21 protein-coding genes are annotated in these 25,100 nt (G+C 34.1%); 13 read left to right on the top strand and 8 right to left on the bottom strand.

Features of this window, described 5'->3' with window-relative positions:
- Positions 1 to 147: 147 nt before the first annotated feature.
- Entirely contained in the window at positions 148 to 303 is a 156-nt protein-coding gene (locus tag DIT68_RS16255) for a hypothetical protein (RefSeq protein ID WP_158276094.1), read from the top strand.
- A 586-nt stretch (positions 304 to 889) separates the two neighbouring features.
- Here the strand turns inward: DIT68_RS16255 and DIT68_RS02435 are convergent.
- Both DIT68_RS02435 and DIT68_RS02440 read right to left on the bottom strand, forming a co-directional pair.
- The gene (locus tag DIT68_RS02435; RefSeq protein ID WP_146194097.1) at positions 890 to 1,345 is read right to left on the bottom strand and encodes a hypothetical protein; all 456 of its coding nucleotides are present in this window, start codon (positions 1,343 to 1,345) and stop codon (positions 890 to 892) included.
- Positions 1,346 to 1,587: 242 nt separating this feature from the next.
- Positions 1,588 to 1,881 carry an ORF6N domain-containing protein gene (locus tag DIT68_RS02440; RefSeq protein ID WP_233244138.1) on the bottom strand — a complete coding sequence of 98 codons (294 nt, stop codon included), beginning with the start codon at positions 1,879 to 1,881 and terminating at the stop codon, positions 1,588 to 1,590.
- A 71-nt stretch (positions 1,882 to 1,952) separates the two neighbouring features.
- Here DIT68_RS02440 and DIT68_RS02445 point away from each other — a divergent pair, with 71 nt between their 5' ends.
- The 7 genes from DIT68_RS02445 (at position 1,953) to DIT68_RS02475 (ending at position 11,278) form a co-directional block, all read left to right on the top strand.
- The gene (locus DIT68_RS02445) at positions 1,953 to 2,687 is read left to right on the top strand and encodes a hypothetical protein (protein ID WP_109358220.1); all 735 of its coding nucleotides are present in this window, start codon (positions 1,953 to 1,955) and stop codon (positions 2,685 to 2,687) included.
- Between the two features lie 134 nt (positions 2,688 to 2,821).
- Complete coding sequence (locus DIT68_RS02450) at positions 2,822 to 3,493, top strand: phosphoglycolate phosphatase (protein ID WP_109358221.1); 672 nt, start codon at positions 2,822 to 2,824, stop codon at positions 3,491 to 3,493.
- 1 nt (position 3,494) lies between these two features.
- Positions 3,495 to 4,979: an FAD-dependent oxidoreductase gene (locus tag DIT68_RS02455; protein WP_109358222.1), complete on the top strand. Its 1,485-nt coding sequence runs from the start codon at positions 3,495 to 3,497 to the stop codon at positions 4,977 to 4,979.
- 742 nt (positions 4,980 to 5,721) lie between these two features.
- A complete protein-coding gene (locus DIT68_RS02460) occupies positions 5,722 to 6,744 on the top strand; it encodes a tetratricopeptide repeat protein (protein ID WP_146194098.1) in 1,023 nt (340 codons plus the stop codon).
- Between the two features lie 143 nt (positions 6,745 to 6,887).
- Positions 6,888 to 7,796 (top strand): hypothetical protein, encoded by a 909-nt coding sequence (locus tag DIT68_RS02465; protein WP_109358224.1) that lies wholly within the window; start codon positions 6,888 to 6,890, stop codon positions 7,794 to 7,796.
- Positions 7,797 to 8,405: 609 nt separating this feature from the next.
- The gene (locus DIT68_RS02470) at positions 8,406 to 9,548 is read left to right on the top strand and encodes a T9SS type A sorting domain-containing protein (RefSeq protein WP_109358225.1); all 1,143 of its coding nucleotides are present in this window, start codon (positions 8,406 to 8,408) and stop codon (positions 9,546 to 9,548) included.
- A 263-nt stretch (positions 9,549 to 9,811) separates the two neighbouring features.
- The gene (locus DIT68_RS02475; protein ID WP_109358226.1) at positions 9,812 to 11,278 is read left to right on the top strand and encodes a catalase; all 1,467 of its coding nucleotides are present in this window, start codon (positions 9,812 to 9,814) and stop codon (positions 11,276 to 11,278) included.
- A 180-nt stretch (positions 11,279 to 11,458) separates the two neighbouring features.
- Here the strand turns inward: DIT68_RS02475 and DIT68_RS02480 are convergent, their stop codons facing one another.
- The 5 genes from DIT68_RS02480 to DIT68_RS02500 all read right to left on the bottom strand — a co-directional run bounded on the left by DIT68_RS02480 (position 11,459) and on the right by DIT68_RS02500 (position 16,492).
- Positions 11,459 to 12,643, bottom strand: a complete 1,185-nt coding sequence (locus tag DIT68_RS02480; RefSeq protein ID WP_109358227.1) for an ABC transporter permease — start codon at positions 12,641 to 12,643, stop codon at positions 11,459 to 11,461.
- Positions 12,644 to 12,648: 5 nt separating this feature from the next.
- A complete protein-coding gene (locus tag DIT68_RS02485) occupies positions 12,649 to 13,611 on the bottom strand; it encodes an HlyD family secretion protein (RefSeq protein WP_109358228.1) in 963 nt (320 codons plus the stop codon).
- 24 nt (positions 13,612 to 13,635) lie between these two features.
- Complete coding sequence (locus DIT68_RS02490) at positions 13,636 to 15,009, bottom strand: TolC family protein (protein ID WP_109358229.1); 1,374 nt, start codon at positions 15,007 to 15,009, stop codon at positions 13,636 to 13,638.
- Positions 15,010 to 15,178: 169 nt separating this feature from the next.
- Positions 15,179 to 15,736, bottom strand: a complete 558-nt coding sequence (locus tag DIT68_RS02495; protein ID WP_109358230.1) for a Crp/Fnr family transcriptional regulator — start codon at positions 15,734 to 15,736, stop codon at positions 15,179 to 15,181.
- A gap of 192 nt (positions 15,737 to 15,928) precedes the next feature.
- On the bottom strand, positions 15,929 to 16,492 hold the full coding sequence (locus DIT68_RS02500) for a 1-acyl-sn-glycerol-3-phosphate acyltransferase (protein ID WP_109358231.1): 564 nt from the start codon (positions 16,490 to 16,492) through the stop codon (positions 15,929 to 15,931).
- 187 nt (positions 16,493 to 16,679) lie between these two features.
- On the opposite strand from DIT68_RS02500, the gene DIT68_RS02505 reads away from it, so the two are divergent.
- The 5 genes from DIT68_RS02505 (at position 16,680) to DIT68_RS02525 (ending at position 22,642) form a co-directional block, all read left to right on the top strand.
- Complete coding sequence (locus DIT68_RS02505) at positions 16,680 to 18,719, top strand: BatA domain-containing protein (protein ID WP_109358232.1); 2,040 nt, start codon at positions 16,680 to 16,682, stop codon at positions 18,717 to 18,719.
- Position 18,720: 1 nt separating this feature from the next.
- Positions 18,721 to 19,983: a dihydroorotase gene (locus tag DIT68_RS02510; RefSeq protein WP_109358233.1), complete on the top strand. Its 1,263-nt coding sequence runs from the start codon at positions 18,721 to 18,723 to the stop codon at positions 19,981 to 19,983.
- 5 nt (positions 19,984 to 19,988) lie between these two features.
- On the top strand, positions 19,989 to 20,555 hold the full coding sequence (locus tag DIT68_RS02515) for a class I SAM-dependent methyltransferase (protein WP_109358234.1): 567 nt from the start codon (positions 19,989 to 19,991) through the stop codon (positions 20,553 to 20,555).
- A gap of 409 nt (positions 20,556 to 20,964) precedes the next feature.
- Positions 20,965 to 21,774, top strand: coding sequence for a universal stress protein (locus DIT68_RS02520; RefSeq protein WP_109358235.1), 810 nt, complete (start codon positions 20,965 to 20,967; stop codon positions 21,772 to 21,774).
- A gap of 37 nt (positions 21,775 to 21,811) precedes the next feature.
- Complete coding sequence (locus tag DIT68_RS02525) at positions 21,812 to 22,642, top strand: CvfB family protein (protein WP_109358236.1); 831 nt, start codon at positions 21,812 to 21,814, stop codon at positions 22,640 to 22,642.
- Between the two features lie 308 nt (positions 22,643 to 22,950).
- Here DIT68_RS02525 and gyrB read toward each other — a convergent pair whose 3' ends face one another.
- The gene (gyrB, locus tag DIT68_RS02530; RefSeq protein ID WP_109358237.1) at positions 22,951 to 24,912 is read right to left on the bottom strand and encodes a DNA topoisomerase (ATP-hydrolyzing) subunit B; all 1,962 of its coding nucleotides are present in this window, start codon (positions 24,910 to 24,912) and stop codon (positions 22,951 to 22,953) included.
- Between the last annotated feature and the right edge of the window lie 188 nt (positions 24,913 to 25,100).

Here is a 25,100-nt window from a genome sequence, read left to right on the forward strand (position 1 = left end):
TGATTGTTTTGATTTTTAGGATTACTTTGATTTTGAAGTTCTTTGTTTTTGAAGTTTGGGTAAAGAAATCAAGAGGAGTTTTGGATTGTATTGTTAAGGTTTACTCAATTGGGACTACTTGGGGATTATGGTTCTTAAAAGAGGTTTATGTATGGAAACCCAAGGCCACGAGAAGCTTCGCTAATTTTCGTGGCAGCTTGGGAGTATCTTAAGGTGTATGCCGAAGCGAAAGTGTACTCAGAAGATTATGAATTATCTACAGAAAGCATTGAAAATACAATTAAAGAAATAATAGAACCGTAGATATATAAATTAGTTAATATAAAGTAAGTTATGTACTTCAATTTAGATATTTCTAAAGTTTCATAAGCCTTTAACACTGATAAATACTTAGATTTATACTCGTAGTAATAATGGTGTAGACCTAATACTAAACCTACCAATATATATATCAATAGTTTATTGCTAAAAAAGTTCAAAAACAAATTTTGTCCAATTATAAAATCAGTAAATAAAATTATGCTGTAAAAAAAACATACAAAACTTAAAGTCATTGTCAAAGTAACATTAAAAGGGATAATGTTTTTTTTAAACGTAAAGCTCCCCCAAATTCTTTGGAAATACTTATATTCAATGACGTACATTATGTTATACGTTCTTTTCAAAAGCAAAAACAAATTAATCATCATTTACAGACTTTAAAATAAATATTGGCTCAGGTAAAACTACTTTCAAAAATACATGAGGTAAAAATTGCCATCAACCATTTGTCTAATTATTTTATTCATTATATGTTGTTTTGAATAGTTGAAATTACTATCTCGTTTTTTCACTTCCGTTTAGGTAATACCTAAGTTATATATTTTAGTCAAAGAATACGATGTAAGTGTTACTTATGGACCTTTGGTACATTATCGGGGTAATAGATAAGATTCTCTAATGAAAGCCTTTTAATCCAATCAAATAACTTTTCATTTTCAAATAAAAGCTTTGAATCCCCACCAAAAGAAAACTGTTTTTTATTATTCATCAAAAGTAACATTACGATTTTATCGTGGCTAAATACTTCTATTACTAATCTTGTATCCATATAATCTTTCATATAGACCAAATCATTGAATTCAATATTAGTAAATTGCTCAAGAATTAACAAAGAGTCCTTTATAATACATAAATAAACAAATTCTTTGTCAAAATGCTTTACATCATACTCATCCAAATATATGATTGGGTCAACGATATTCAAAGGAATATAAGTAATTTTGATACTGTCTAATTTAAGACAAATATTCTGCCCAAAAGTATTAAAACTAATAACAAATAAAATTAAACACAATGTTTTCATGATATGATTATTAAACAGTATTATAAGTAACTTGGATTTCTTCATTTAGTTGATTCCAGAACTTCATTTTGATAACTTCCTTCCTATAGAATTTCACCATTTTTATAAGTATTTAAAACCTTACTTTTTTGCTCTTTTAGACCTGCCAGATGGAATAGTTAAAGCAAAATCTAGCAGTAGTATGGATTCATCTTGTGATTGACTGAATCAAAACGAATTATTTCTTAAAGATAGAAATCTTTTTAAAATCTAACCACCACTAGGTTATAATTCAATTGCGTGTTCTGTGAAGAAGTATGGCAGTGTTCTTCTACCTCCCAACTTGAGGTCGCAAATTGCGACTTCAAGTATTCCCATTCTTTTTCATTAAGCTGGAACCTAAAATCTTCTGGAAAACGCATGTCGTTGCGTTTAACTTGTTCATTCAAACGTTTTGTTTCTACTTGATAAAGTTCCGCTAAATCGCTATCCAACATTACTTTTACTTCTCTTATCACAAAGATTTTACTTGCAATTATTTCTTCCGGTAAATTCAATTCAGTTTCTTTTAGATATTTGAAATGGAATAAAACCTTGTCAATTTAAATTATAAACATTAGTTTTAACTATGTCAAGAACATTAATAGTAATAACAATCTTTATACACTCATTTATTATTTTTGGTCAGAATAATTATGATTTATTCGGTCCTGATGAAACTGATGAGTTTAGAGGTACATTTTATTCTAATTTTTTTGGAGCAAATATTCAATCCGTTTCAACATCTTTAAATACCTATTATGCTACAAGAAAGTATGAAGGAAAAAAACTGAACAAACCAGTACGATATTATTTACATGGAGAGCTTTCCAACGAATTATGTGGTGTTAAATTTAAGTATGAATTAATTGAAACGGAAGAGCCTAAAAATCTTAAGTTAGTAAAAAAATACCATTTACATGTGCTAAACTTCAGTGAATACGAAGATTATTTTCAGATTGACTCTTTCAATTATTATATGAAAGTTGACTCAATTGAGGCTTTTGAAGACTTAGTTAATCTAGATATCCAAATATCTTCAAAAGATAAGGAGAATGAGATAGGAATTTATTTTCATTCGAAATCTGGTGATTACTATATTAAATCCGAAAGATACTGTGTTCGAGTAAAAACTAAGGTCAAATTCCGTTTAAAAGGAAAAGGAAAACTGTTTTTAAGAAGATATAATTATGATATTGATAAAAGCGAACTTTGTAAGGAATTATTGGAGTACATTAACTTTGTTGATGAACCTTACGATATTGATTATGGAAATGTAACAGCACCGGATGTTAATCGGTATGATTTATATGAGTTGGAATAATTCTGATTTTATAGGTCTAAAGCACTACTAAATTCAACTCCAAAATCACTATATCCTAAATTAAACTCACTAATTCAAACCTTTAAATCACCCTCTACCCCAATAAATCTATATCTTTACACAAAAAAAACACAGTGAATTTTACAAACAAAGAACTAATCATTTTCGATTTTGATGGAACGCTTATTAATAGTATTCCCGATTTGACATCTGCTTTAAATGTGATGTTGGCGCATTATAATTTGACCACCCTAACCATTGAGCAAGTCACTCCTTTCATTGGAAACGGAGCAAAACCGCTTGTTAAAAGAGCACTAGAAGCTTCCTTGCAAAGTGAAAACTTAGGCGTAATTGATTTTAATGAAGCTTTCGATGTTTATTTATCGGCGTATACAGAAATAACTTGTAAAGATACTTTCTTGTATCCTGGCGTGAAAAGCACTCTGGAATACCTAAATGAAAAAGGCTACAAACTAGCAATTTGCACCAATAAACCTTTTGAATTTATAGCGCCCATTTTAGAAACCCTTCAAATTAAAGGGCTCTTTAAAAAATGGATTGGAGAAAATTCTTTGCCTCAAAAAAAACCAAATGAACTCCCGCTTGTTCATTTAGCTAAGGAACTAGATTCAACAATTGAAAAAACGGTTATGGTCGGAGATTCCAAAAACGATATCCTTGCTGCACAAAACGCCAAAATGGAAAGTATTGGTGTAAGCTACGGATATAATTATTTCGAGGATATTTCTGATTACAACCCAACAGTAGTTGTTGATAATTTTGAGGATTTACAAAGCTATTTTTAAAATGAACAAAATTTACAATGTAGGTGTAATTGGTGGAGGAGTTTCGGGTGTTGTAACATCCTTGGAACTTGGTAAATATGGAATCGATAATGTACTTTTCGAACAAGAAAATAGTGTTGTCAATGGTCCGCCTTTCTGCCATTTGCACGCGGGGGGAAATCTTTATCCTGATATTTCAGATGAACAATGCCGAATTTTAATGAAGCAATCCATTGAAATGGCGCGTTTATTTCCGCAATCTATCGACGAAAGGCCTACTTTTATTAGCATTCCGAAGTCACAGAAATACAGCGTAGAAAATATTCAGAGCCGGTTGGATATGTTGGTGGACTATTATAAGTCGTTAATCGCTGAAGACTCACGCAATGAAATACTTGGCAATCCAGATGAATATTACAAAACCTACACAGAAGAAGATTTGAAGCGTTTATCTGGAAACGAAAGTGTTAAAAATCCAAGTACACCAGATCAATGGCTCACCAATGCCATTAGTCTTGTAGACTATACTCAGCTCAAAACGCCAATTATTATCGTTCAGGAGTATGGATGGAACATGTTTAGACTGGGAGCTCAAGCACAATTGGCCTTGGAAAAAGCAGAAAATTGTACGCTTAAAACAAATACCCAAGTTACAGAAGTAAAAGACTTCCGCAATCAGAACTTAGACTACAATTGGGAAATTCATACAGAAACTGAAGTTTACAAAGTCAAGTACTTGGTGAATTCATGTGGATTTGAAACTGGGAAAATTGATGATTCCCTTCACATAAAATCAGATAGATTAATCGAGTTTAAAGCGGCCTATGTATCCAAATGGCAACCCATTGATGGATTGATTCCTGAACTCATATTCCATGGCGAGCGCGGAACTCCTGGAGGAATGGTACAACTGACTCCTTATTGTCAGGATTATTATCAAATTCATGGAATGACAGAGCAAATTACTCTTTTTAAAGGAGGGTTGATCAAATCTAAGGAAGACAAAGCGCAACCACAATTCAACGATGACATTGACAACAAACTCTTCAGAGGATGGAAAAAGGCCGATATTGACTCCAGAACTGAAAGTGCTATTGAAGGCGTATCAAAATACCTTCCTGCTTTTAAATCGGCCACAGTTGGAGGTCCGCCTCTTTTCGGAGCACAGCAAATTCCCGGTGATGATGCCACTTTGAGGGTTGGAGAAGTGAGTTTTCCCGACACCACCTATGCAAGAAGCGAAATTGTGAAGGCTTCCTCTGCTTTGACTGTTGCCAATCAAATTATAGATAAAATTCAAGAGGAGAAAATTATTTCTGTCATCGAAAACAGATCAACAGATAACGCCATTCTTGATTCCATTCGTAAGAAAGAAATCGATGTTTTGGCAGCAGAACTCACCCAAGAGCGAGGTTACCCTCAAGCGTTATCCAGACTATTAATAGATCGTAGAGAAGCTGATGTAACAAAAGAACATCAGCCAGAATTAGAATTACAACTGCATTAAAAACTCAAATACGAGCTGCATTAATCTTAGCCTAAGCCTTTTTATTTTTTGGGGCTGCCTCATTCAATTCTTTAACAGGAATAACACCATTAAAAAAGTGTGCCTAAAGAATTGAATGGGTCGGGTTATCCGCTATATCTCTGACTTAAGCGTCAGAGGATGCCGCTGCTACCCCTCAGCCGAAGTTTGCTGTTGAGAAAATGTTCTCCTTCCAATTCTAAATTTAATTCTTGTCAGGAACTCTACCAGCAGTTCAATAAATTACAGGAACAAGCTTTAAACTCGCATAATGTAAAAGCCAATTTTCTTCCCTACGCAGAAAATTACGGGAATAAACCGTAACTAATTCCTCGAAAAATAAATCACTAAGATTTTTTAATTCTCCAAAGAATGACAAGGTGAATAGTTCTTGGAGCAAAAAACAGTGTTTGATTCCAACTGATCCTTAATTAGTGTCTGGACGGAAACACATCAAAATTAAAAATATTTCTTTTTGCGAAAGTTCCCTTTATTTTTAATCGCCTGATGCTAAGGCATCACCTCATAAAAATAAATTCAACTCTCATCAAAAATAATCTATTTTATAAAATCCGTCTGTTTCCGACCAACCACTAATTAGTGGTAGTATTGTGAAAACACTTAGCTGTGCAATAAATTAAATGTGAAAAATACGCAGCAATAAGCAATTAAGTTGATATTTGTACTAAAATGTGCAGAACATTATCTCTCAAAAAACTACGCCATGAAATTTGTAATAATACTTCTTTTATTCACTTCTACCCTAGCCTCCCATGCTCAAAACAAGGTTCAGCTTGAACAGATCCAGACTTTGGGAAGACATAATTTGATTCCCATGTTTGGCGAACCTTATATTGAGAGAGGTTCAGAATACATTGAGGCTGATAATGAGTTTCTTGGAACGATAGACAGCGATTTTGATTCTCGCACTACTGCTGCTGCAAAATTTGTGCATTTAGGATTTGATTATTTTTATAAATTAGATTTAAGAACTGCAATGAAAAGATTTAATCAAGCTTGGTTAATTGACTCAGAAAATGCAGGTTCATTTTTTGGTTTTTGGCTTGTGCACAATGTTTTAGACAACGATTCTGTTCTGAGTAATTATTTTGACCTTGCTTCTATTCAGCACAATCACGATTTTAATGCAGAGAAGTATTACAAACTAGGCAAAGATCTAGACAAAGAGAAGTACTATGAAAACCTTGCTTTGCATTATGCCTGTAGTTCGTTTCCAGAATTCGGCAAAGCAGATAAAGCCCTTCAAAGTTGTTTAACATTGTTAGACCTAGATCAAAAGGACACCTTAGCACTACAAAACCTGGTATATGTGCATAGGGAAATGCAAGAATGGGACAAAGCCTTGAGCGTTCTCAGACAAAGTCTACAATACCGAAAAGATGTGGCGTTCGTTTATAATGACATCGCATGGACTTTTCAAGAAATGAATAAGCTGGATTCCGCTGAAGCAAACTATTTAAAAGCCATAGGCAAAAGTGAGATAAATTACTTTATGCCAAGGATTAACTACTGCGTTTTGATGGAAATGGTGAATAAATGCAGTGATGCAATTCCCGTGATTGAGAACTGCATTAATGCTATTCCAAAAGAAGGTTTTTTTCACTTTATGAAAGGTCGACTCCTGTTGTGTTCAAACCAAGAGAACGAAGCAATAAAGGCATTAAAGAAAGCAAAAAAGCTGGGTAGTGAAGAAGCTGCAATTCTATTGTTGGAAATAAAAAACTAGCGTAAAATAGGCCTACAACCATTCCGATCGCTTTCTTAAATTGGGTTCACAATAAAACCAATCTTTGTTCGTTTTCAAATTTAACCCTATATTAACATTCAGGTGGTGACTTTTGCTCTGAACTCACTTAAAAAATTTAAAAAATGAAAAGAATAAACTGCTTACTTCTTCTTTCCTTGATTTCATCGTCTTTAATCTCTTTTGGTCAAGAAAGCCCTGAGACACCCGTTAAAAGAATCAAAATTTCAGATTTCATACTCTACAGCGGATTATCATTTGAACGCACGAATCTTGGTTCGTTTAATGATTTTAGAGAATTAGCTCCAGAATCAGAATTATTACAAAATGATATGTCGCTGATAAATCAAAATCAGGGCTACTCCTATTTGAGTAATGGAAGTTTTTCTGTGTTATTAGGAATACAATTCAGCGATAAAAACAAAACAAGGTACAAAGTTAATCCGCTCCTCAGACTGGGACTCACCTACTCATCCGGTTCGCGTTTAAGCACTTATAACTATGGAGAAGAACGCACTCCATTCGATACCTTAACATCCTCAGAAACTGGAAATGAAACTTACATTGATTCTGTATATGCCGAGCGTTATTCCATGAATTACAATTCAGAACAGATTTTACTCAATGCCTCATTAATCTTTAGAACAGACCATGAAGCAAGATGGTCTTTATTCAGTGGAATCGGTTTTACTGCTGGAGTTTCTATAAATTCATCAACCGGCATACATTATTTTTCTGAAGATTGGAAAGAAGAGCAAAGCACTAATGAGTTTTCTGTAAACAATCAACCGCGAGACATAAACATAATAGATGACGAATATGAAAATTTTGAGAACAAAACAAATTATGGATTTTCAGCCTATATTCCTATTGGTGTTGATTTTAGAATAGGAAACAAAAAAGAGTTTTGGAAAAAAGCACACTTGTTTTATGAGGTTCAGCCTACTTTAAATGTGTACACCATTCCAGAGCTAGGAACATTCAACAGTGTAAACTTCCGACATGGAATTGGAGTTAGAATTAATTTTAATTAAAATGTCTTTTGAATTTATAAAAACCTTAAATGTAAAGCACTTCATGTTTAAAAGAAACCTTCGAAAATGGCTCAAAAAGGGCTGTTTTCGAAGATTTTTTATGAAAATAAATGTTTATCCGGAAGTTTACCAGCTGTTTAAAAAAGTACTCTCTTTTAACTTGGCAAGATCCTTCCATAGTTGAAAATCATAATTTACAACTATGGTCAGGATGACACTTGTGGGCGTTGAGAGGCAAGCGAGAGGAAGAAAGCAAAAGCGCTAGAGCGCTTTTGCTTTCTTCCTCTCGCTTGAAATATGACCTTCCCCAATGTCATCCTGATGTGAATTTCTTTTTTCAACTGATTGTAAATAGAAATTTGCGAAGGATTTTGTCAGTTAACCGCTTAATCACATTATTGATAGATTAGATATATTTACTCCTAAGTATCGGGTAAGCATTTAGAATAATTAAAACTCAGAATAAATACATGGAAAATGTAATAGCCCGTTTCAATTTTCATAAATCCTTCCATCAGCTATTAAAGTTTCATCAGACCTCAAATAATCAACAAGAATGCAATCATTTTTTAGTATTTTGTGAGTTCATTACTATATCCAAATAAAAACTTGAAAAACACGATTGCTTTCATACTTGTTCTGCTGATTAGCTTTTCTCTAGCTTCTCAAACCGCTACGAATTTAACCCATCTTGAAACTCCAACTTTAGACGAAACATCTGGATTACTTTTCTACAACAATAAGCTCATTAGCTTTAATGATAGCGGAAATGAAGCTGAACTGTATGAGATCGACATTATTTCTGGAGCAATTGTTAGAACCATTATCATTAACAATGCTACGAATATTGATTGGGAAGATATCGCCCAAGACTCAAGCTACATCTACATTGGAGATTTTGGTAATAATGCCGGAAATAGAACCAATTTAAAGATTCATAGAATTTCAAAAGAAGATTTCGATGAAATGGATAATTCTGCCACAGCTGAAACTATCTCTTTTTCTTATCTCGATCAAATTGATTTTACTCCGCAGTACAACAATACAAATTGGGATGCTGAAGGAATGATTGTTTACAAAGGAAGGCTAATGATTTTTTCTAAAAACTGGACAGATAATACGGTCAATGTTTATTCTATTCCCAAAACGATTGGTAGTCATATCGCTGAATTCGAAAGTAGTTTCAATACAAATGGTTTAATTACCGGAGCAGATATTTCTCCCGATGAAAGTCAAATTTATCTTTGCGGATACAGTACAACTCAAGCTCCATTCCTATACACTATAAATGACATTCCAGTACAAAGTTTTGATATTTTCTCTGGAAAAATCTCCGATAAAATTGCGAACATAACTCCTTATGGAAATCAAATCGAAGGAATCGCTGTTTATGACACCACCCCTACACTGTCATTCTTGTATCTTTCAAATGAAAAACTTTCCACCTCTAATGGAACAAATCCAATTGTTTTTCCTGCGAAATTATGGTCAATAGAAGTAGAAAAAACACCATTGAATCTAACTTCAAATAACATTGAGAATTCAATTAACATTCATCCAAATCCTCTTAATACACATTTAAAGCTGAGTACAATAGTTGAGAAAGTGATTATTTATGATGCTTTTGGAAATGTAATTTCTAAACATTTCTCTGTTGATGAAATTCAATTAAACATGCTTAAAAAAGGAGTTTATTTTGCACATATCTATCACAATGATGTCATTCAGATTAAAAAATTGATAAAGAATTAACGCTCATACAAGATTCTCCCTTTTCTGCGATTCCTTTACCTGAAACACCAACCATCACAAAAATCCATTGATTTTCTGCAATAAACAGAAACTAGAAATTGTTCTTTCAAAATGAAATGAATTTGTATTTTCAACATTTTGAGTTTCTCAGAGATCTGAATCAAAATTCTGATAACTGTTACTATTTTCAATCTTATTTTTACTAAATTAGCGAAAGTGTCAGCAAACGGCAGCAAGAAATCATAGAATATAAAACCAACAATATGAAAGAAGAAGAAAAGAAAAAACTTACCTCAGTTTCAGGAAGACCAATAGCAGAAAATCAGAATGTTAAAACTGCTGGTAAAAGAGGACCAATGCTGATAGAAGATTATTGGTATTTGGAAAAATTAGCGCATTTTGATAGAGAGGTTATTCCAGAAAGAAGAATGCATGCCAAGGGTTCTGGTGCTTTCGGAACTTTTACAGTAACTCACGACATTACGAAATATACAAAAGCCAAAATTTTCTCTGAAATTGGTAAGAAAACAGAAATGTTTGCTCGTTTCTCTACAGTGGCTGGAGAAAGAGGTGCTGCTGATGCGGAAAGAGACATCAGAGGATTTGCTCTGAAATTTTATACCGAAGAAGGAAACTGGGATTTAGCAGGGAACAATACACCTGTCTTCTTTTTAAAAGATCCTTATAAATTCCCAGATTTAAATAAAGCGGTAAAACGTGATCCAAAAACAAATTTAAGGTGTCCAAATCACAATTGGGATTATTGGTCATTGCTTCCAGAGGCTTTGCATCAGGTAACAATTACGATGAGTGATAGAGGAATTCCAAAGTCTTACAGACACATGAATGGGTATGGAAGTCATACTTTTAGCTTTTTGGATGAAAACAATAAAAGAAGCTGGGTTAAATTCCATTTCAAAACTGCGCAAGGAATTGAAAACATTACCGATCAAGAAGCTGAAGCACTTGTTGGAAAAGACAGAGAAAGTAACCAACGTGATTTATTTGAAGCCATTGAGCAAGGAAATTTCCCAAAATGGCACTTGAAAGTTCAAATTATGCCAGAGGAAGACGCCAAAGATTATAGATTTAATCCTTTTGATTTAACGAAAGTTTGGCCACATTCTGATTATCCTTTACACGATGTTGGTGAGTTTGAATTGAACAGAAACCCAGAAAACTATTTCGCGGATGTTGAACAAGCTGCATTTAATCCGGCAAACGTTGTTCCTGGAATTGGTTTTTCGCCAGACAGAATGCTACAAGGTCGGTTGTTCTCTTATGGAGACGCTCAACGTTACAGATTAGGTGTAAATCATTACCAAATCCCAGTAAACAAGCCGCAATGCCCATTCCATAATCCACACAGAGATGGAGCAATGCGCGTTGATGGAAACGAAGGTTCAACAATTCATTACGAACCCAACAGCTACGGACAATGGTCTGAAAGTAAGCAATTTGCTGAACCTGCTTCACCGCTAGAAGGAGATGCTTTCCACTACGATCACCGAGAAGATGATGATTATTACACACAACCTGGAAATTTATTCAGAATTATGTCGCCAGAACAGCAACAAGTTTTGTTTGAAAATACAGCTAGGAATATTACAAGTGCTGAAGAATTCATCCAAAAAAGACACATTGGAAATTGCTACAAAGCAGATCCAGCTTATGGAGAAGGCGTAGCTAAAGCCCTAAATATCGATATTAAAGATGTTGATGTGAGTTAGATTTTAAAACTTATGTTTTTTAAACTCCGTTCAGTTTTGGACGGAGTTTTTTTTATTGATCCAACAAAAAAAAGGGTGGAATCAAACTTCTCTACTAGATTCGTTTAATTCCACCCCACTCAAGGAACAGTTTTCTTGAATTATTAAAACTTATAATTGTTCCTCAAAACCTTTTATATTTTACGATTCAATAAGCGCACTACTCTTTTTTGCTTTCTTATTGAATAAATAGATTTTCAATTGCAATAAAACAAGCATTGCAGCAAATGCCACCAAAGTAATCAAAGTCAACATTCCTATTTCTGATTGAATAGACGACATATCACCACCATAAAAGGCTACTTTTCTAAATCCTTCTAGGAATTGTGTCAATGGAATAAACTGCGCAATATTTGTAATCGCTGCAGGAATTGCCATTGTTGGCCAAGTAAATCCACTCAAAATAAATGCTGGAGTAGAAATTACCATCAATAATTCAGTTGCTTTTAATTGATTTGGTATTGCAATCGAAAACAACATCCCAATTGCCATCGATGCTAAAGTTAACAAGGCAGCTAAGGCCATCATTGGTACATTAAATATCGAAACATCCGCATTAAAGAAAGGCAAGAAAAAGCTAATTCCGAACCACATAATTGGTAACATTAATAAAAACGGCGTTGCTTTTAAGAATATGTGGTACAATGAGTTCTTACTGTAACTCACTAGTTTTCCAAAATACCCATCTTCAAAATCTCGTGCAAAAACCAAAGCCATCGCTAAAAAGATGATTTGTTGCATTATTCCAGCCAGTAAACCAGGCAACATAAAAGTGACGTAGTTTCCAGTAGAATTGTACAATTTATTAAAGTTAATCTTGAAACTTTCGTAAGAAGTCATTGCTTGATCTGTATGCATTCCTTGTTTTTTCAAGCCTTCTATCTCTATTCCTGCGTTCAGCGTCATCAAAACAGATTGAATGTTTTTACTCGCCGTATTGGCATTCAATATATTCGCCATGTTTAAATCTACATGAACTTCTGGACGTTTTTTCTGTAATAATTGTGCTTCAAAATCACTAGGTAATGTTATAACAGCAGCGTATTGTTCAGTTGGCATTTCTGCAATGATGTTTCCAGCAGAAAAACGAACGTCTTTAACCAATAAGCCTTCGTTGTCGTGAAAAGCATCGATGAATTTATCAGACATCGGACTCCTGTCTTGATCAACGATAACAATTGGTAAATCCACTACTTTGGCTTGTTGGTAAACATATCCAAACAAGAACCCGTAAAGTACTGGCGCTCCAAAGAAAATGGCCATTAAAACACTGTTTGAAAAAATACGCTTAAACTCTATTCGGAGTAATTCTATGAATTTTTTCATGGCTTTTATTGTTTAATCAAAACTGTACTGTTTAAGTAAAATGATTGCTCATCCACTTTTCCAACAGGAACAATTTTTAGTTCATAAATAGACTCATCCAATTCATACAAAGGCGCTGTACTTGTGATGTCAGCATAATGTGCCAATTGTTTTATCGCAACAACCTTCCCTTTGTAATCTTCTTTTGTGTAAGGATTTGTCAACGTTAATTCTTGATTTACTTTAAAATCGTAAATCTTAGATTCAGGAATAGTAAAACGAAAATATACACTGCTTCTTTTGTAAGCGTTAAACATTGTATATCCAGGTGTCAACAACTCCCCTTCTTTTAAACTGATTGTTTCAATCGACATATCGGCTGGCGCAATCAAGTATTTTTCATTCGATGCAACTGTAACTTCTTCTTTTGCTCCTAAAGCACGATCTAATTGACCTTTTGCTTGACTAATTTGCTCAGAACGTGCACCTTTTTTTACTTCTTGTTGCTTGGCTTCAACGGCATCAACTTGAGCTTTAGCCATCGCTAATTTCATTTTCACTTCGTCAAATTGTTGTTGACTCACCAAAGAATCTTGGTACATTCCCTCCAAGCGATTAAAAGATTCTTGTGCGAAATCTAACTGTGCTTGTGCAGATTTTAGTTTTTGATCTACTTGACTCAATTGCTCAGTTGTTGCTCCGTTAAACGCCATATCCAATTGACCTTCAGCAGCCATTATTGCTCCTTCGGCTTGCATCATTTTGGCTAAAACTTCTGGTACATCAATGAATGCCAATGTATCGCCTTTCATTACTTGTTGTCCTTCTTCAACATATATTTTAGCAACTCTACCCGCCAATTTTCCGCTTACAGCAATAGTTTCAAATTTTACTTTCCCTCTGTTTGGCGTAATTTTATCCTTGGTTGAACATGAGCTAGCGCTAAATATAACGATGCTGCTCATGATGATTATTTTAATTGTTTTCATTTTTTCTCTCTTTAATGGTTATGATTAATAGTTTAAAACTCCTTTTGCATGAAGCAATTCTGTGTTTGCTTTTCGTTGATTAAAAACAGCCTCTTGATATTTGAAATTGGTCTTTTCTAAGGCTGTTAAAGCATCTAAAACATCATTGATTGACGCCAAATTACTTTTGTATTGCTTGTTCACCATATCGTAAGTGTCCTGAGCCAATTCTACCTCCTTCTCAACTATTTTAAGCGACTGAATTTTAGATTCATAATTCAATTGTGCATTAATTACACTTAATGCAATCATTTCCTCGGCTTCCTCAATTCTTTCGCGGTATTTTAAACTTTCAAGTTCTGTTTTCTTTGCTTTTATGCGAGATTGATTTCCGTCGAATATATTCCACTTTACACCTACGCCAACATACCATTTCGGATCTAGAAGCGATAATCCTTCATCTAAAAATTCATAATGTCCTTTCAGCGCTACTTTAGGAATAAAATTACTTTTCTCCATTTTCGACTTGTAAAGTGTTGCTTGTTCTGCTGCCTCTAGCGCTTTGATTTCGTTTCTCTTTTCAAGTTCGGACTTGTTACTAATTCCGCTCATTTGAAGTTTTGGAGTCATCAATTTCAAGCGTTCTTTGTCTTCCCCTGTCAATTGATGTAATTGTTCAATTAATAGAATCTTGTTGTGCTGAAAATCAAGCTTCTTACCTTCTAGTTGTTGTTGCGCTAATTCAACTTTTTTTCTGCCAATCGGAGTAGCCAAACCGTTCTGAATTGCTTTTTTCACGAAGTTATCTTGCTCCATTAAATACTCTTCAGAAGTGACCAACACCTTTTCAGAGGCATTTACCAAAGCCAATTGATCGTAAGCTGTAATAATTTGAATTGCGATTTTATCTTTTTCAGCCAATCCTAAATAATTCAAAGAAGAAGCCTTATGTTTACTCGCTTTTATTGCATTTGTAGCCTCCATTCCGCTAAATAAAACCCAATCCACATCAACAGAAGATTTTAAAATGTTTTTGTCCTGCAGATTTGGAGCGTCTCTTAATTCAATTCCTTCTGGAAATGGCATATTAAATGGCAATCCAACAGCTTCTTTGATCAATAACTTTTGGGTTGACATTAAAAGTTCTTGTGTTTCCTGATCGAATGTTAAGTCGTCATTTAAACGTGTAAAACTTCCGTTCAAAGTTACCTTAGGAATAAAAGTAGATTTAGCTAATCGCTGATCTAACGCTGCTTGCTCCTCATTAATGTCGTTGATTTTTACCGTTTGACTTTTGTTTAGTCCTTTGCTGATCAGTTCTTGGAGATAAGGATCCAAATCTTGTGAAAAGCCAGAAAACGAAACAAGCCCAATAAAAGGAACAAGCACTAGGCTTTTTAATAATTGATTTACTTGCATTGTTTTAGTTTTAATAATTCAATGCAAATATCTAGAGATAGAATACCTATTCCTTTGACATAAATCAAAAACTAAAAACCACTAAAATTTTTAACAGATTTTGTATCCCTAACCTCTCCCTAAAAACTCTCCCTAGAAACCTCTCCCCGCGCTTAAGCGCCAAAGCGCTTTAACGTCTTATCCGACTTAAAGTTTCCTGTGTCATTCCAAGATAAGAAGCAATATGTCCAAGTGCCACACGGTGAGAAATATCAGGAAATTCTTCTAACATATATTCGTAACGTTCTTTTGCCGTTTGAAACTGTATTGCGTTGAGTTTATTCACCACTTTGGTTAACATTTCAATAGAAACCTGTCTACCAAAGTGTTCCATTTTGTGGTATTTAGAAAACAACTCATCCATTTTACTTTTCGAAATCGAATACACTACAGAATCTTCTATAATTTCTAAATAATAAAGGCTAGGCGTTTGTTGAAAAAAACTGTCTACGCTAGACATAAACTTTCCCGACCCAAAAAACCATTGCGTTACCTCCTTACCATCTTTTTTTAAAAAATAACTTCTCCCAATTCCACTCTCTATAAAATAGAGCGTTTTACATATCTCACCTTGCTCAATTAGCATTGTGTTTTTAGAAAACTTCTTCTTTTCGAAACAAGATAAAATATCTCCCAATTCTGCTGAATCAAATGGAACAATGGAAGTTAGGAAGTCAGAAATGTTCATAAAATGATAAGATTATAGAGATTAAAAAGAAAAGCCTCAAATATAGTAAAAGCCAATGAAAACATGTGAATTATTGATTTTTTGCAGTTTTAGATAAAAAACAATTAGGCATTCTCCTAAATAACATAAAAACAAGCCATGATAATTTAAGTCTATCCCTGGCTATTCACATTAAAGAAAAAATAATAGCGCTTATACCTTGTTCAGATGTCTCAAATCAAACTCCGGCTTGGCACCTTGAATAGTTGAGAAGAAATTTATAAACTTCTTAATGTCCGCCTCTTCGTTTCCGGAAGGATAAATAGGATCTCCCACCACCACTTCTCTATTTTTAAAATCAAAACCGATTAAAACAATTGGAATGTTTGCTGTTTTTGCAATGTGGTAAAAGCCTGTTTTAAGTTTATCTACTCGTTTTCGCGTTCCTTCGGGAGAAACACCTACAAAAAAACGTTCATTTTCTTCATAATATTTGGCTACCTGCTCCACTACTCCAAGCTTTGCTTTTCTATCGACTGGAATTCCTCCCATATTTTTTAGAATCTTACCAAATGGACCTTCAAACAACTCTTTCTTGCCCATAAATTTGGCATCTTTTATTCCCATTTTTGATCGGGCCGCAAAGCCCACAAGAATATCTACCCAACTGGTATGTGGTGCAATAACTAAAATTGCTTTTTTTAAATCAGCTGGGAGTGCACCTGCCATTTTCCAACTATAAATTTTCCAGTAAAGCTTTGAGAGTAGTGTTAACATGTTAGATTTTTATTTTCAACGTGGATCACAGCATTCGAGTTTGATGACGTGTAAATATATTACAATTCTGTTAAATCACACCTATTCTAAACAGGTATTATAGAATAGCTTTACTGAGTTTGAATTTTGGAAAAATAAATTCTGCTAAACCACAAACAAACCACTGAATTCTATTAATTTTGAAAGGATGAATTTTGTTTACCCAAATATCCTCTATTTACTGTTATTGCTAATCATCCCGATTATCATTCACTTGTTCAATTTTAGACGATACAAAAAGTTATATTTCTCCAGTTTACAGTTTATTAAAAAAGTTGAAAAAGAAACCAATGCAACAAAAAACTTAAGACATTATCTCGTTTTAGCTTGTCGAATGTTAGCTTTCGCAGCATTAATTTTGGCTTTTGCTCAACCTTACATTCCAACATCAACACAATCTAAATCTTACGAAAACCTTATCCCTATTTATTTGGATAACTCCTACTCAATGTCTGCTAAAGGAAGTAATGGTGATTTATTGAATCAAGCCAAAACCACAGTGCAACAAATTGCAGATGCTTATCCTAAAGGTCAGCGCTATATTTTAGTAAGCAATGCACTTGCGGGAACGGAACACAGAATAATTACTCGTTCTGAATTGGAAGATAAGTTGGCAGACATTAGTCTTTCCCCAATTTCTAGAAAAATCACAAATCCATTGGAGAGTATTAAAGAGTATTTAAGCTCAATTGCTTACTCAGGGAATTTGCATTATTATGTGATTTCTGATTTTCAAAATCAAGATTTACAAGATACAGATGCACGGATAGATACTACAGCGCAATATTCATTTCTTCAGCTTGAACCACAAATCAAACGTAATTTGTATATAGATTCTATATGGTTTGACCAGCCTTTTCAGCGTGTTAACATGAATAATTCACTGAATATTCGCGTTCACAATACAGGAAATGAGAAATTAACTAACATTGAGCTCCTCTTAAATGTTGGTGGAAATAGACGCCAATCACTGATTGATTTAGAACCGAATAACAACACTGTTGTTAAAATGAATTACACCGACAAATCTTCAGGAACAAAAGTAGGAACAGTAGAAGTTATAGACCAAAATTTATATTTCGACAACAGTTTTCACTTCGCTTACAATGTTGAAGAATCTATAAATGTCTTGGTCATAAACGATGAAAATTCAACTTCATTTCCAGCACTGGTATATGCCACAGATGATTTTTACACTGTTCAGGAAAGCCTCGTTGGACAATTAAAAAGTAATGAATTAAATGAGGCCAGTCTTATTGTATTGAATGAAATCAACGCTATTTCTTCAGGACTTCAAACTCAATTAAATCAACTAGCTGCCAATGGAGTACATATTTTAATCATTCCGTCTCCAAATTTTGAAGCAAAGTCTTACAATAATTTGATGAGCTCATTTCAACTACCACTATACCGCGAGACTTCCGCCCAAGAAATTAGAATTGGGAAAATTTCATCTGAGCTAAGTTTTTTCACAGGCATGTTCGATGAGAACGTAGACAATATCAGAATGCCACCATTAAAAAAATACATCAGCTCTTCCATTTATAATAATAGCAACTATAACTTATTGATTCAATACGAGAATGCTATGCCCCTTATGGTTGAACAAGCAAACGGGAAAAACGTCTACGCGCTCTACTCTGCCATTCATCCTGATTTCAATAATTTTGGTAAATCAGCATTGTTTTCATCTTTACTTTTAAGAGTCGGTGAAAGAAGTCAGGACCAATTGCCATTATCGCTAACAATTGGTTCATCTGATAGCTACAGAATGAGAATGCCCAAGAACAAAGAAAGCGCTGTACTTTTAAAGCAAGAGGAGATAGAATTTATTCCTGAAATGACTCAAAACACAGGATTTACATCAATTTCCGTGCGCAATGCCATTAATAATCAATCCATAAAAGATGGGGTCTACACGATTTTAAATGGTGAGCAAGAGCTCAGCAAGTTAGCTTTAAACTACAATCGTTATGAATCCGAAATGAATTACGCCACTGAAAATGAAATAACAAGCTTTTTTAAAAATTTAGATGTTAAAAATATAAACACAAAAGGAATTTCAACCCTTACAGATATTCAGCAATTAACACTTGAAAAACACAGTGAATTTTGGAGAATTCTCTTAATTTTGGCGCTAACGTTTTTTCTTTTAGAAATGCTCATACTCATCTTTTGGAAAGTATAAAATGAAGATATTACTTAAACAAGCAACTATTTTAGACAAGGCTTCTGCTTATTTCAATCAGCAAAAGGACATTCTAATTGTCGATGGAAAAATCTCCAAAATTGCAGATTCAATAAGGGATGAAGAAGCACAAGAAATTTCTAGTAATGAACTTTATGTATCCCAGAGTTGGGTAGATTTAAAAGCAGATTTCTGCGATCCCGGATTCGAATACAACGAAGATATTCAAACAGGTCTTGCAGCCGCCGCAGATGGAGGATTCGGACATGTTTTCGTTGTTCCTACCACATCGCCAATAGTAGACAGTAAAGGACAGGTCAATTACCTAAAGGCCGAGAGCGCTAAGCATATTTCTGATTTGTACCCGCTCGGTGCAATTACAAAATCTGCAAAAGGAGATAGTCTTGCAGAAATGTACGACATGTATAAGGTAGGAGTTCGTCTTTTTACTGATAACACCCATTTTATTTCTGCTGGAATTTTATTTAGAGCATTACTCTACGTTAAAAATTTCGGTGGGAAAATAATTTCCTTTCCGCAAAACGAATCCATAAGTGAAGGTGGTCAAGTAAACGAAGGAACAGCATCTTTAAAGACAGGATTAAAAGCTATTCCTGCAATTGGTGAACAAATTCAAGTACAAAGAGATTTAAGTTTATTGGAATATACGGATGGTGAATTACATTTCTCAGGTATATCTTCCGCAGCATCACTAAGATTAATTAAGGAAGCTAAAGCAAAAGGGGCTAAAGTAACTTGTGATGTTCACTTACATCAGTTGTTATTTACGGAACTAGATACTTTAGATTATGACACCAACCATAAAGTTTTCCCACCTTATCGCAGAGAAGAAGACAGAATTGCACTTTGGAATGGAATAAAAGATGGCACAGTTGATACTATTGTCTCAAACCATCAACCGAAAACTGTAGAGGAAAAAGATATTGAGTTTGATAATGCTGAATTTGGAAGCATTACTTTACAAACTTTTTATGCTTCTTTAGTTGACAAAAACCTAGCTGATCAAGCAGATTTTATTGATAAAATTTCGGTTCAACCACGAAAAATTGCTAATTTTAGTCTAGATACAAGCATAAAAGAAAATAATTTCGCTGATTTAACTCTTTTCGATCCCACAATAGAATGGGTGTTTGACAAGGAATCAAATCTTTCGAAAAGTGAAAACTCACCTTACTTTGGCAAAAATATGAAAGGTAAAGCTATCGGAATTATCAAAAACAATACACAAACATTTAACAACTAGATCACTTGGACAAGAAGAAAGACAATTTTCTGAAGGAATTTTTTAAAGAACGAAAAACAGTCGGTGCTATTCGCCCGAGCTCTAAGTCATTGGCCAACAAAATGTTGAAAAATGTTGACTTTAAAAATTCAAATGTAATTGTTGAATTTGGTCCGGGAACGGGGGTTTTCACAAGGCGCATCATTGAGGAAATGAACGCTGAAGCGAGTTTGTATGTTTTTGAGTTACATGGTCCATTTTTTGAAAAACTTATGGAACAGTATAAAAATGATAGCAGAGTAAAAGTGATTAATGATAGCGCTGCAAATGTGAGGAAATATTTGGAGGAAGACAATAAAGATTATGCTGATGTCATCATTTCATCTCTTCCACTTACTAACTTTGATCAAAAGTTAACCATGCGTATTTTAAAATCGGCAGAAATAGCGCTTAAAACAGAAGGGCAATATATACAGTTTCAGTATTCCTTAAATGCCAGAAAACTATTAAATAAAATCTTTAATTCTATTTCTATCCAGTTCACTGCAAACAACTTGCCTCCTGCTTTTGTATACACGTGCAAAAAAAAATAAGTCCAATTTCTTGGACTTATCTTTAAGCTTTCATTAGTAGTAGTGTTAATACTTGCAATCAAGACGTACATCGATTTGTTAAGGTTGCTTAAAAATTGATAATTATTTTCATTAATTTAACAGGTCTAAACTAACACATTGACCAACTGCACGTTAAAAATGATAATTTTTTATAAAAAATCTGTGTCATCATCACATTGTGCCCCATACAGTCAAATACTCATTCATACCTGTTGACATTAAGGATTACTATATTTTTACCAACTATAAATAGGTATTTCATATTTGACAACCATTTCATTTTTCACCTTACAATTCTTGAGCAGATTTGAGCAAGCAACAAATTATTTTTTCTGATAATTTATTCATAATTTTCCGTATATTTGGTTAACACAAATTTTGAAAACCTATGAGCGCTAATTTATTCGTTGTACCACATGATTTTACAAGCGTTGGAGACGCTGCTTTGCAATATGCTTTGTTTTTAGCACAACCCAGAAACACTTCCATTTTACTACTTCATATTATTAGCAGTAAAACTAAGGAAACCAAAGCTTTAGGTAAATTAAATAAAGTAATTTCTGAGCTAAAAAATGTGCAAGAAGGCATAACTATTGAAGCTAAAGTTGTTGAAGGTAGTATATTTGAAGACATTTCAGAAATAGCGAAGGAAAACAATGCCCGTTTAATAATCATGGGAACCCACGGCGCCAAAGGAATGCAAAAGCTTTTCGGTTCTTACGCCATGAAAGTTGTAAGTAACTCTTCTGTTCCTTTTCTAGTTGTACAAGATGGCGTGGAGCGAAAAACACTAAATAATATTGTTGTACCTATTTCCACTTCTAAAGAAAGCTTGCAAATTATTCATTTTGCTGGAGAAATCGCCAAAACATTTGAGAGTAAAATACATGTTATTGCCGAACACCAATCTGATCAAAGATTATCGCAGCAATTAAAGGTAAGGATTTCTTTGGTAAAGAATCAATTCGAAGAAAAAGGCATTGATGCTGAGGTTCATATTTTGAAGGAGAAAAAAGCATTTCATATGGTGGTTGTAGAATATGCCAAGGCCAACCATTGCGACATGATTGCGGTTTCGCACCACTCTGCTAGCTTATTCTCTCAGTTTGAAAAATACACACAGAACTTGATTACGAATGAAGGTAATTTTCCTTGTTTAATTGTTAATGCTAAGTTACTATCAAAACTGTATTACTAAAAAAGTTAGGTTAACTTTGCAGGAGTAAAAATTGATTATGGTTTATATAGGAGAATACGCAGACTTAAGAATTGACCGTTTCACAAGTGTTGGAGCATATTTAGAAGATGATGAGGGATTTGAGGTTTTATTACCCAATAAATACCTCACAAATGACATGGAGGAAAATCAAATTGTTAATGTTTACATCTATAATGACTCCGAAGATAGACCTGTCGCGACTACCGAAACTCCGAAAATAGAACTCAATGATTTTGCTTTCTTAAAGGTAAAGGCCATAAGTAATTTTGGAGCCTTCCTTGATTGGGGATTAGAAAAAGACTTACTTGTTCCTTTTAAAGAACAAACTGCCAAAATGGTTGAAGAGGGGGTTTACCTCATTCGCCTATATAGAGATGAGCAAACCAATAGGTTAGTAGGCTCTGCAAGAATCAACAGATATTTAGAAAATGAAGTTACTGATTTAGAAGCTGGTGATGAAGTTGATTTATTCATCGCAGAAATTTCAGATTTAGGAAGAAAAGTAATTGTGAATGAAAAATATAGTGGTCTTATTTTTAAAGATCGCTTGGTTAGACCTCTTAGAAACGGGGAGCGCACAAAAGGATTTGTTGAATTTATTCGCGAAGATGGGAAAATAGATATCTCGTTAGTTCCAATAGGTTTAGAGAAATTTGACGAATTTTCTGAGCAACTTCTCACCTACCTCAAAGAAAATGGTGGCGTGAGCACTGTAACTGATAAATCAAGTCCAGATTTAATTAGAACCGAATTGGGAATGAGTAAAAAATCTTTTAAAAAAGCGGTTGGAAACTTATATAAAAACAAAAAGATTAAACTTAACGATACTTCAATAGAGCTCGTTTAAAGATCATTTGGGATTTTTCAATAGTTTAAGAACAAGTTGAAACGGTCACAAGTAACTTACGTTTTGAGGTGATATCAAAATCACACTCCATGAAATAATCTATTTAGCTACAAAGAGAATTCAAGATTAAGGTGTTTAACCTTATTTCGGGATTTGCTGAAATACGCAATTCGCAATGAGTGAAATTTTCATGAGTTTAAATCTTAGTTCATAAACCTTAGCAAAGTAATTTAGTTAGAATTAAAAAAGCCGTACTCTTTCGAATACGGCTTTACTTTTTTTTAAAATATCCAATGTAATCCTAAAATCTAGGTATCTATCGTTGCATATTTTGCATTTTCTTCAATAAATGACCTTCTTGGTGGAACATCATCTCCCATTAATGTTGAGAAAATACTATCAGCTTCCGCAGCATTATCGATAGTTACTTGACGAAGCGTTCTAAATTCAGGATTCATTGTAGTATCCCAAAGTTGAGTAGCGTTCATCTCCCCAAGACCTTTATAACGTTGAATTCCAACAGAAGACCTCGGAGCATTACCTCTTAATCTTTCAATAATTAAATCACGTTGGTCATCGTTCCAAGCATATTCTTGTTTTGCCCCTCTCTTCAATAAATAAAGGGGTGGAGTTGCAATATAGATAAATCCTTGATCAATTAATTCTTTCATGTAACGGAAGAAGAAAGTCAAAATTAAAGTTTCAATGTGCGCCCCATCGACGTCGGCATCACACATGATAACAATTTTGTGGTACCTTAATTTTTCTGTATTTAATGCTTTCGCATCTTCATCTGTTCCTACCCTAACACCAAGTGCAGTATAGATATTTTTGATCTCTTCGTTTTCAAAGATTTTATGTTGCATTGCTTTTTCAACATTCAAAATCTTACCACGCAAAGGCATAATCGCTTGGAAATTTCTGTCACGACCTTGTTTTGCAGTACCACCCGCCGAATCTCCCTCGACTAAGAATACTTCACAAATAGCAGGATCTTTTTCAGAACAGTCGGCCAACTTACCTGGCAAACCACTCCCCGTCATAACACTTTTACGTTGAACCATCTCACGTGCTTTACGCGCAGCATTACGCGCTCTTGCAGCAATAATTATTTTTTCAACGATTCTTTTTGAGTCAGCTGGATGTTCCTCCAAATAATTGGTTAACATTTCCGATACTCCTTGAGAAACAGGAGCTTGAACTTCTCTGTTTCCTAATTTTGTTTTTGTTTGTCCCTCAAATTGTGGTTCTCCCACTTTAATTGAGATGATTGCTGTTAATCCTTCTCGGAAATCATCCCCAGCAATCTCAATTTTTTCTTTTGACAACAATCCTGATTCGTCTGCATACTTTTTCAAGGTAGTTGTTAAACCACGACGAAAACCAGTAAGGTGAGTTCCTCCTTCATGTGTGTTAATGTTGTTAACGTAGGCCAAAATATTTTCAGTATAAGAGCTATTATACATCATTGCTACTTCAATAGGAATTCCATCTTTCTCTCCGTCCATGTAAATCACCTCTTCAATCAGTGGTTCCCTACTTTTGTCTAGAAATTTCACAAATTCACGTAAACCTCCTTCAGAATGAAAAGTCTCTGCTGGCGAATTACCTTCCTCGTCCTTAGACTCTTCTCTATTATCAGCAATTGAAATGGTTAATCCTTTGTTTAAGAATGCCAACTCACGCATACGTGCTTTTAAGGTAGCATAATTGTAATGTACTTCCTCAAATATACTTGGATCTGGACTAAAAGTAACAATTGTTCCATTTAAGTCAGAAGTTCCAATTTCCTTTACGTCATATTGTGGAATACCAATTTTATATTCTTGCTGGAAAATTTTCCCATCTCTGTGCACAACAGCTGATAAGTCAGAAGATAAAGCGTTCACACAAGAAACACCTACACCATGGAGTCCACCAGACACCTTATAAGTATCTTTATCGAATTTACCACCTGCGTGCAGAACCGTCATTACGATTTCCAAGGCAGATTTCTTTTCTTTGGTGTGTATCGCAGTAGGAATACCACGTCCATTATCTTCTACTGTGATAGAATTTCCTTCGTTAATAGAAACACGAATCGTGTCACAATGACCTGCCATCGCCTCATCAATAGAGTTATCTATTACCTCATACACCAAGTGATGTAATCCTTTCACTCCAACGTCTCCAATATACATTGCAGGACGCTTTCTTACAGCTTCTAATCCCTCAAGTATCTGAATATTATCCGCAGAATAATCGTCTTTATTTATTTCTGTTTCACTCATTTGTTTACAAATAATTTAAAAATGTAATCCTGTATCTCTTAAAAATTGAGACACCTACAAATATACGAAATTAAGGACGATTAACGGCCTTGGAACAAAGGTTTTTCAACGGGGTTATCAACAATTTAGGGCTTAAAAAGTTTAAAAGTAATTTGAAGTTAAACAATACCTTAAATTCAAAAATAATT

It is taken from the genome of Brumimicrobium oceani (genome assembly GCF_003143775.1).
Lineage (GTDB): Bacteria > Bacteroidota > Bacteroidia > Flavobacteriales_D > Crocinitomicaceae > Brumimicrobium > Brumimicrobium oceani.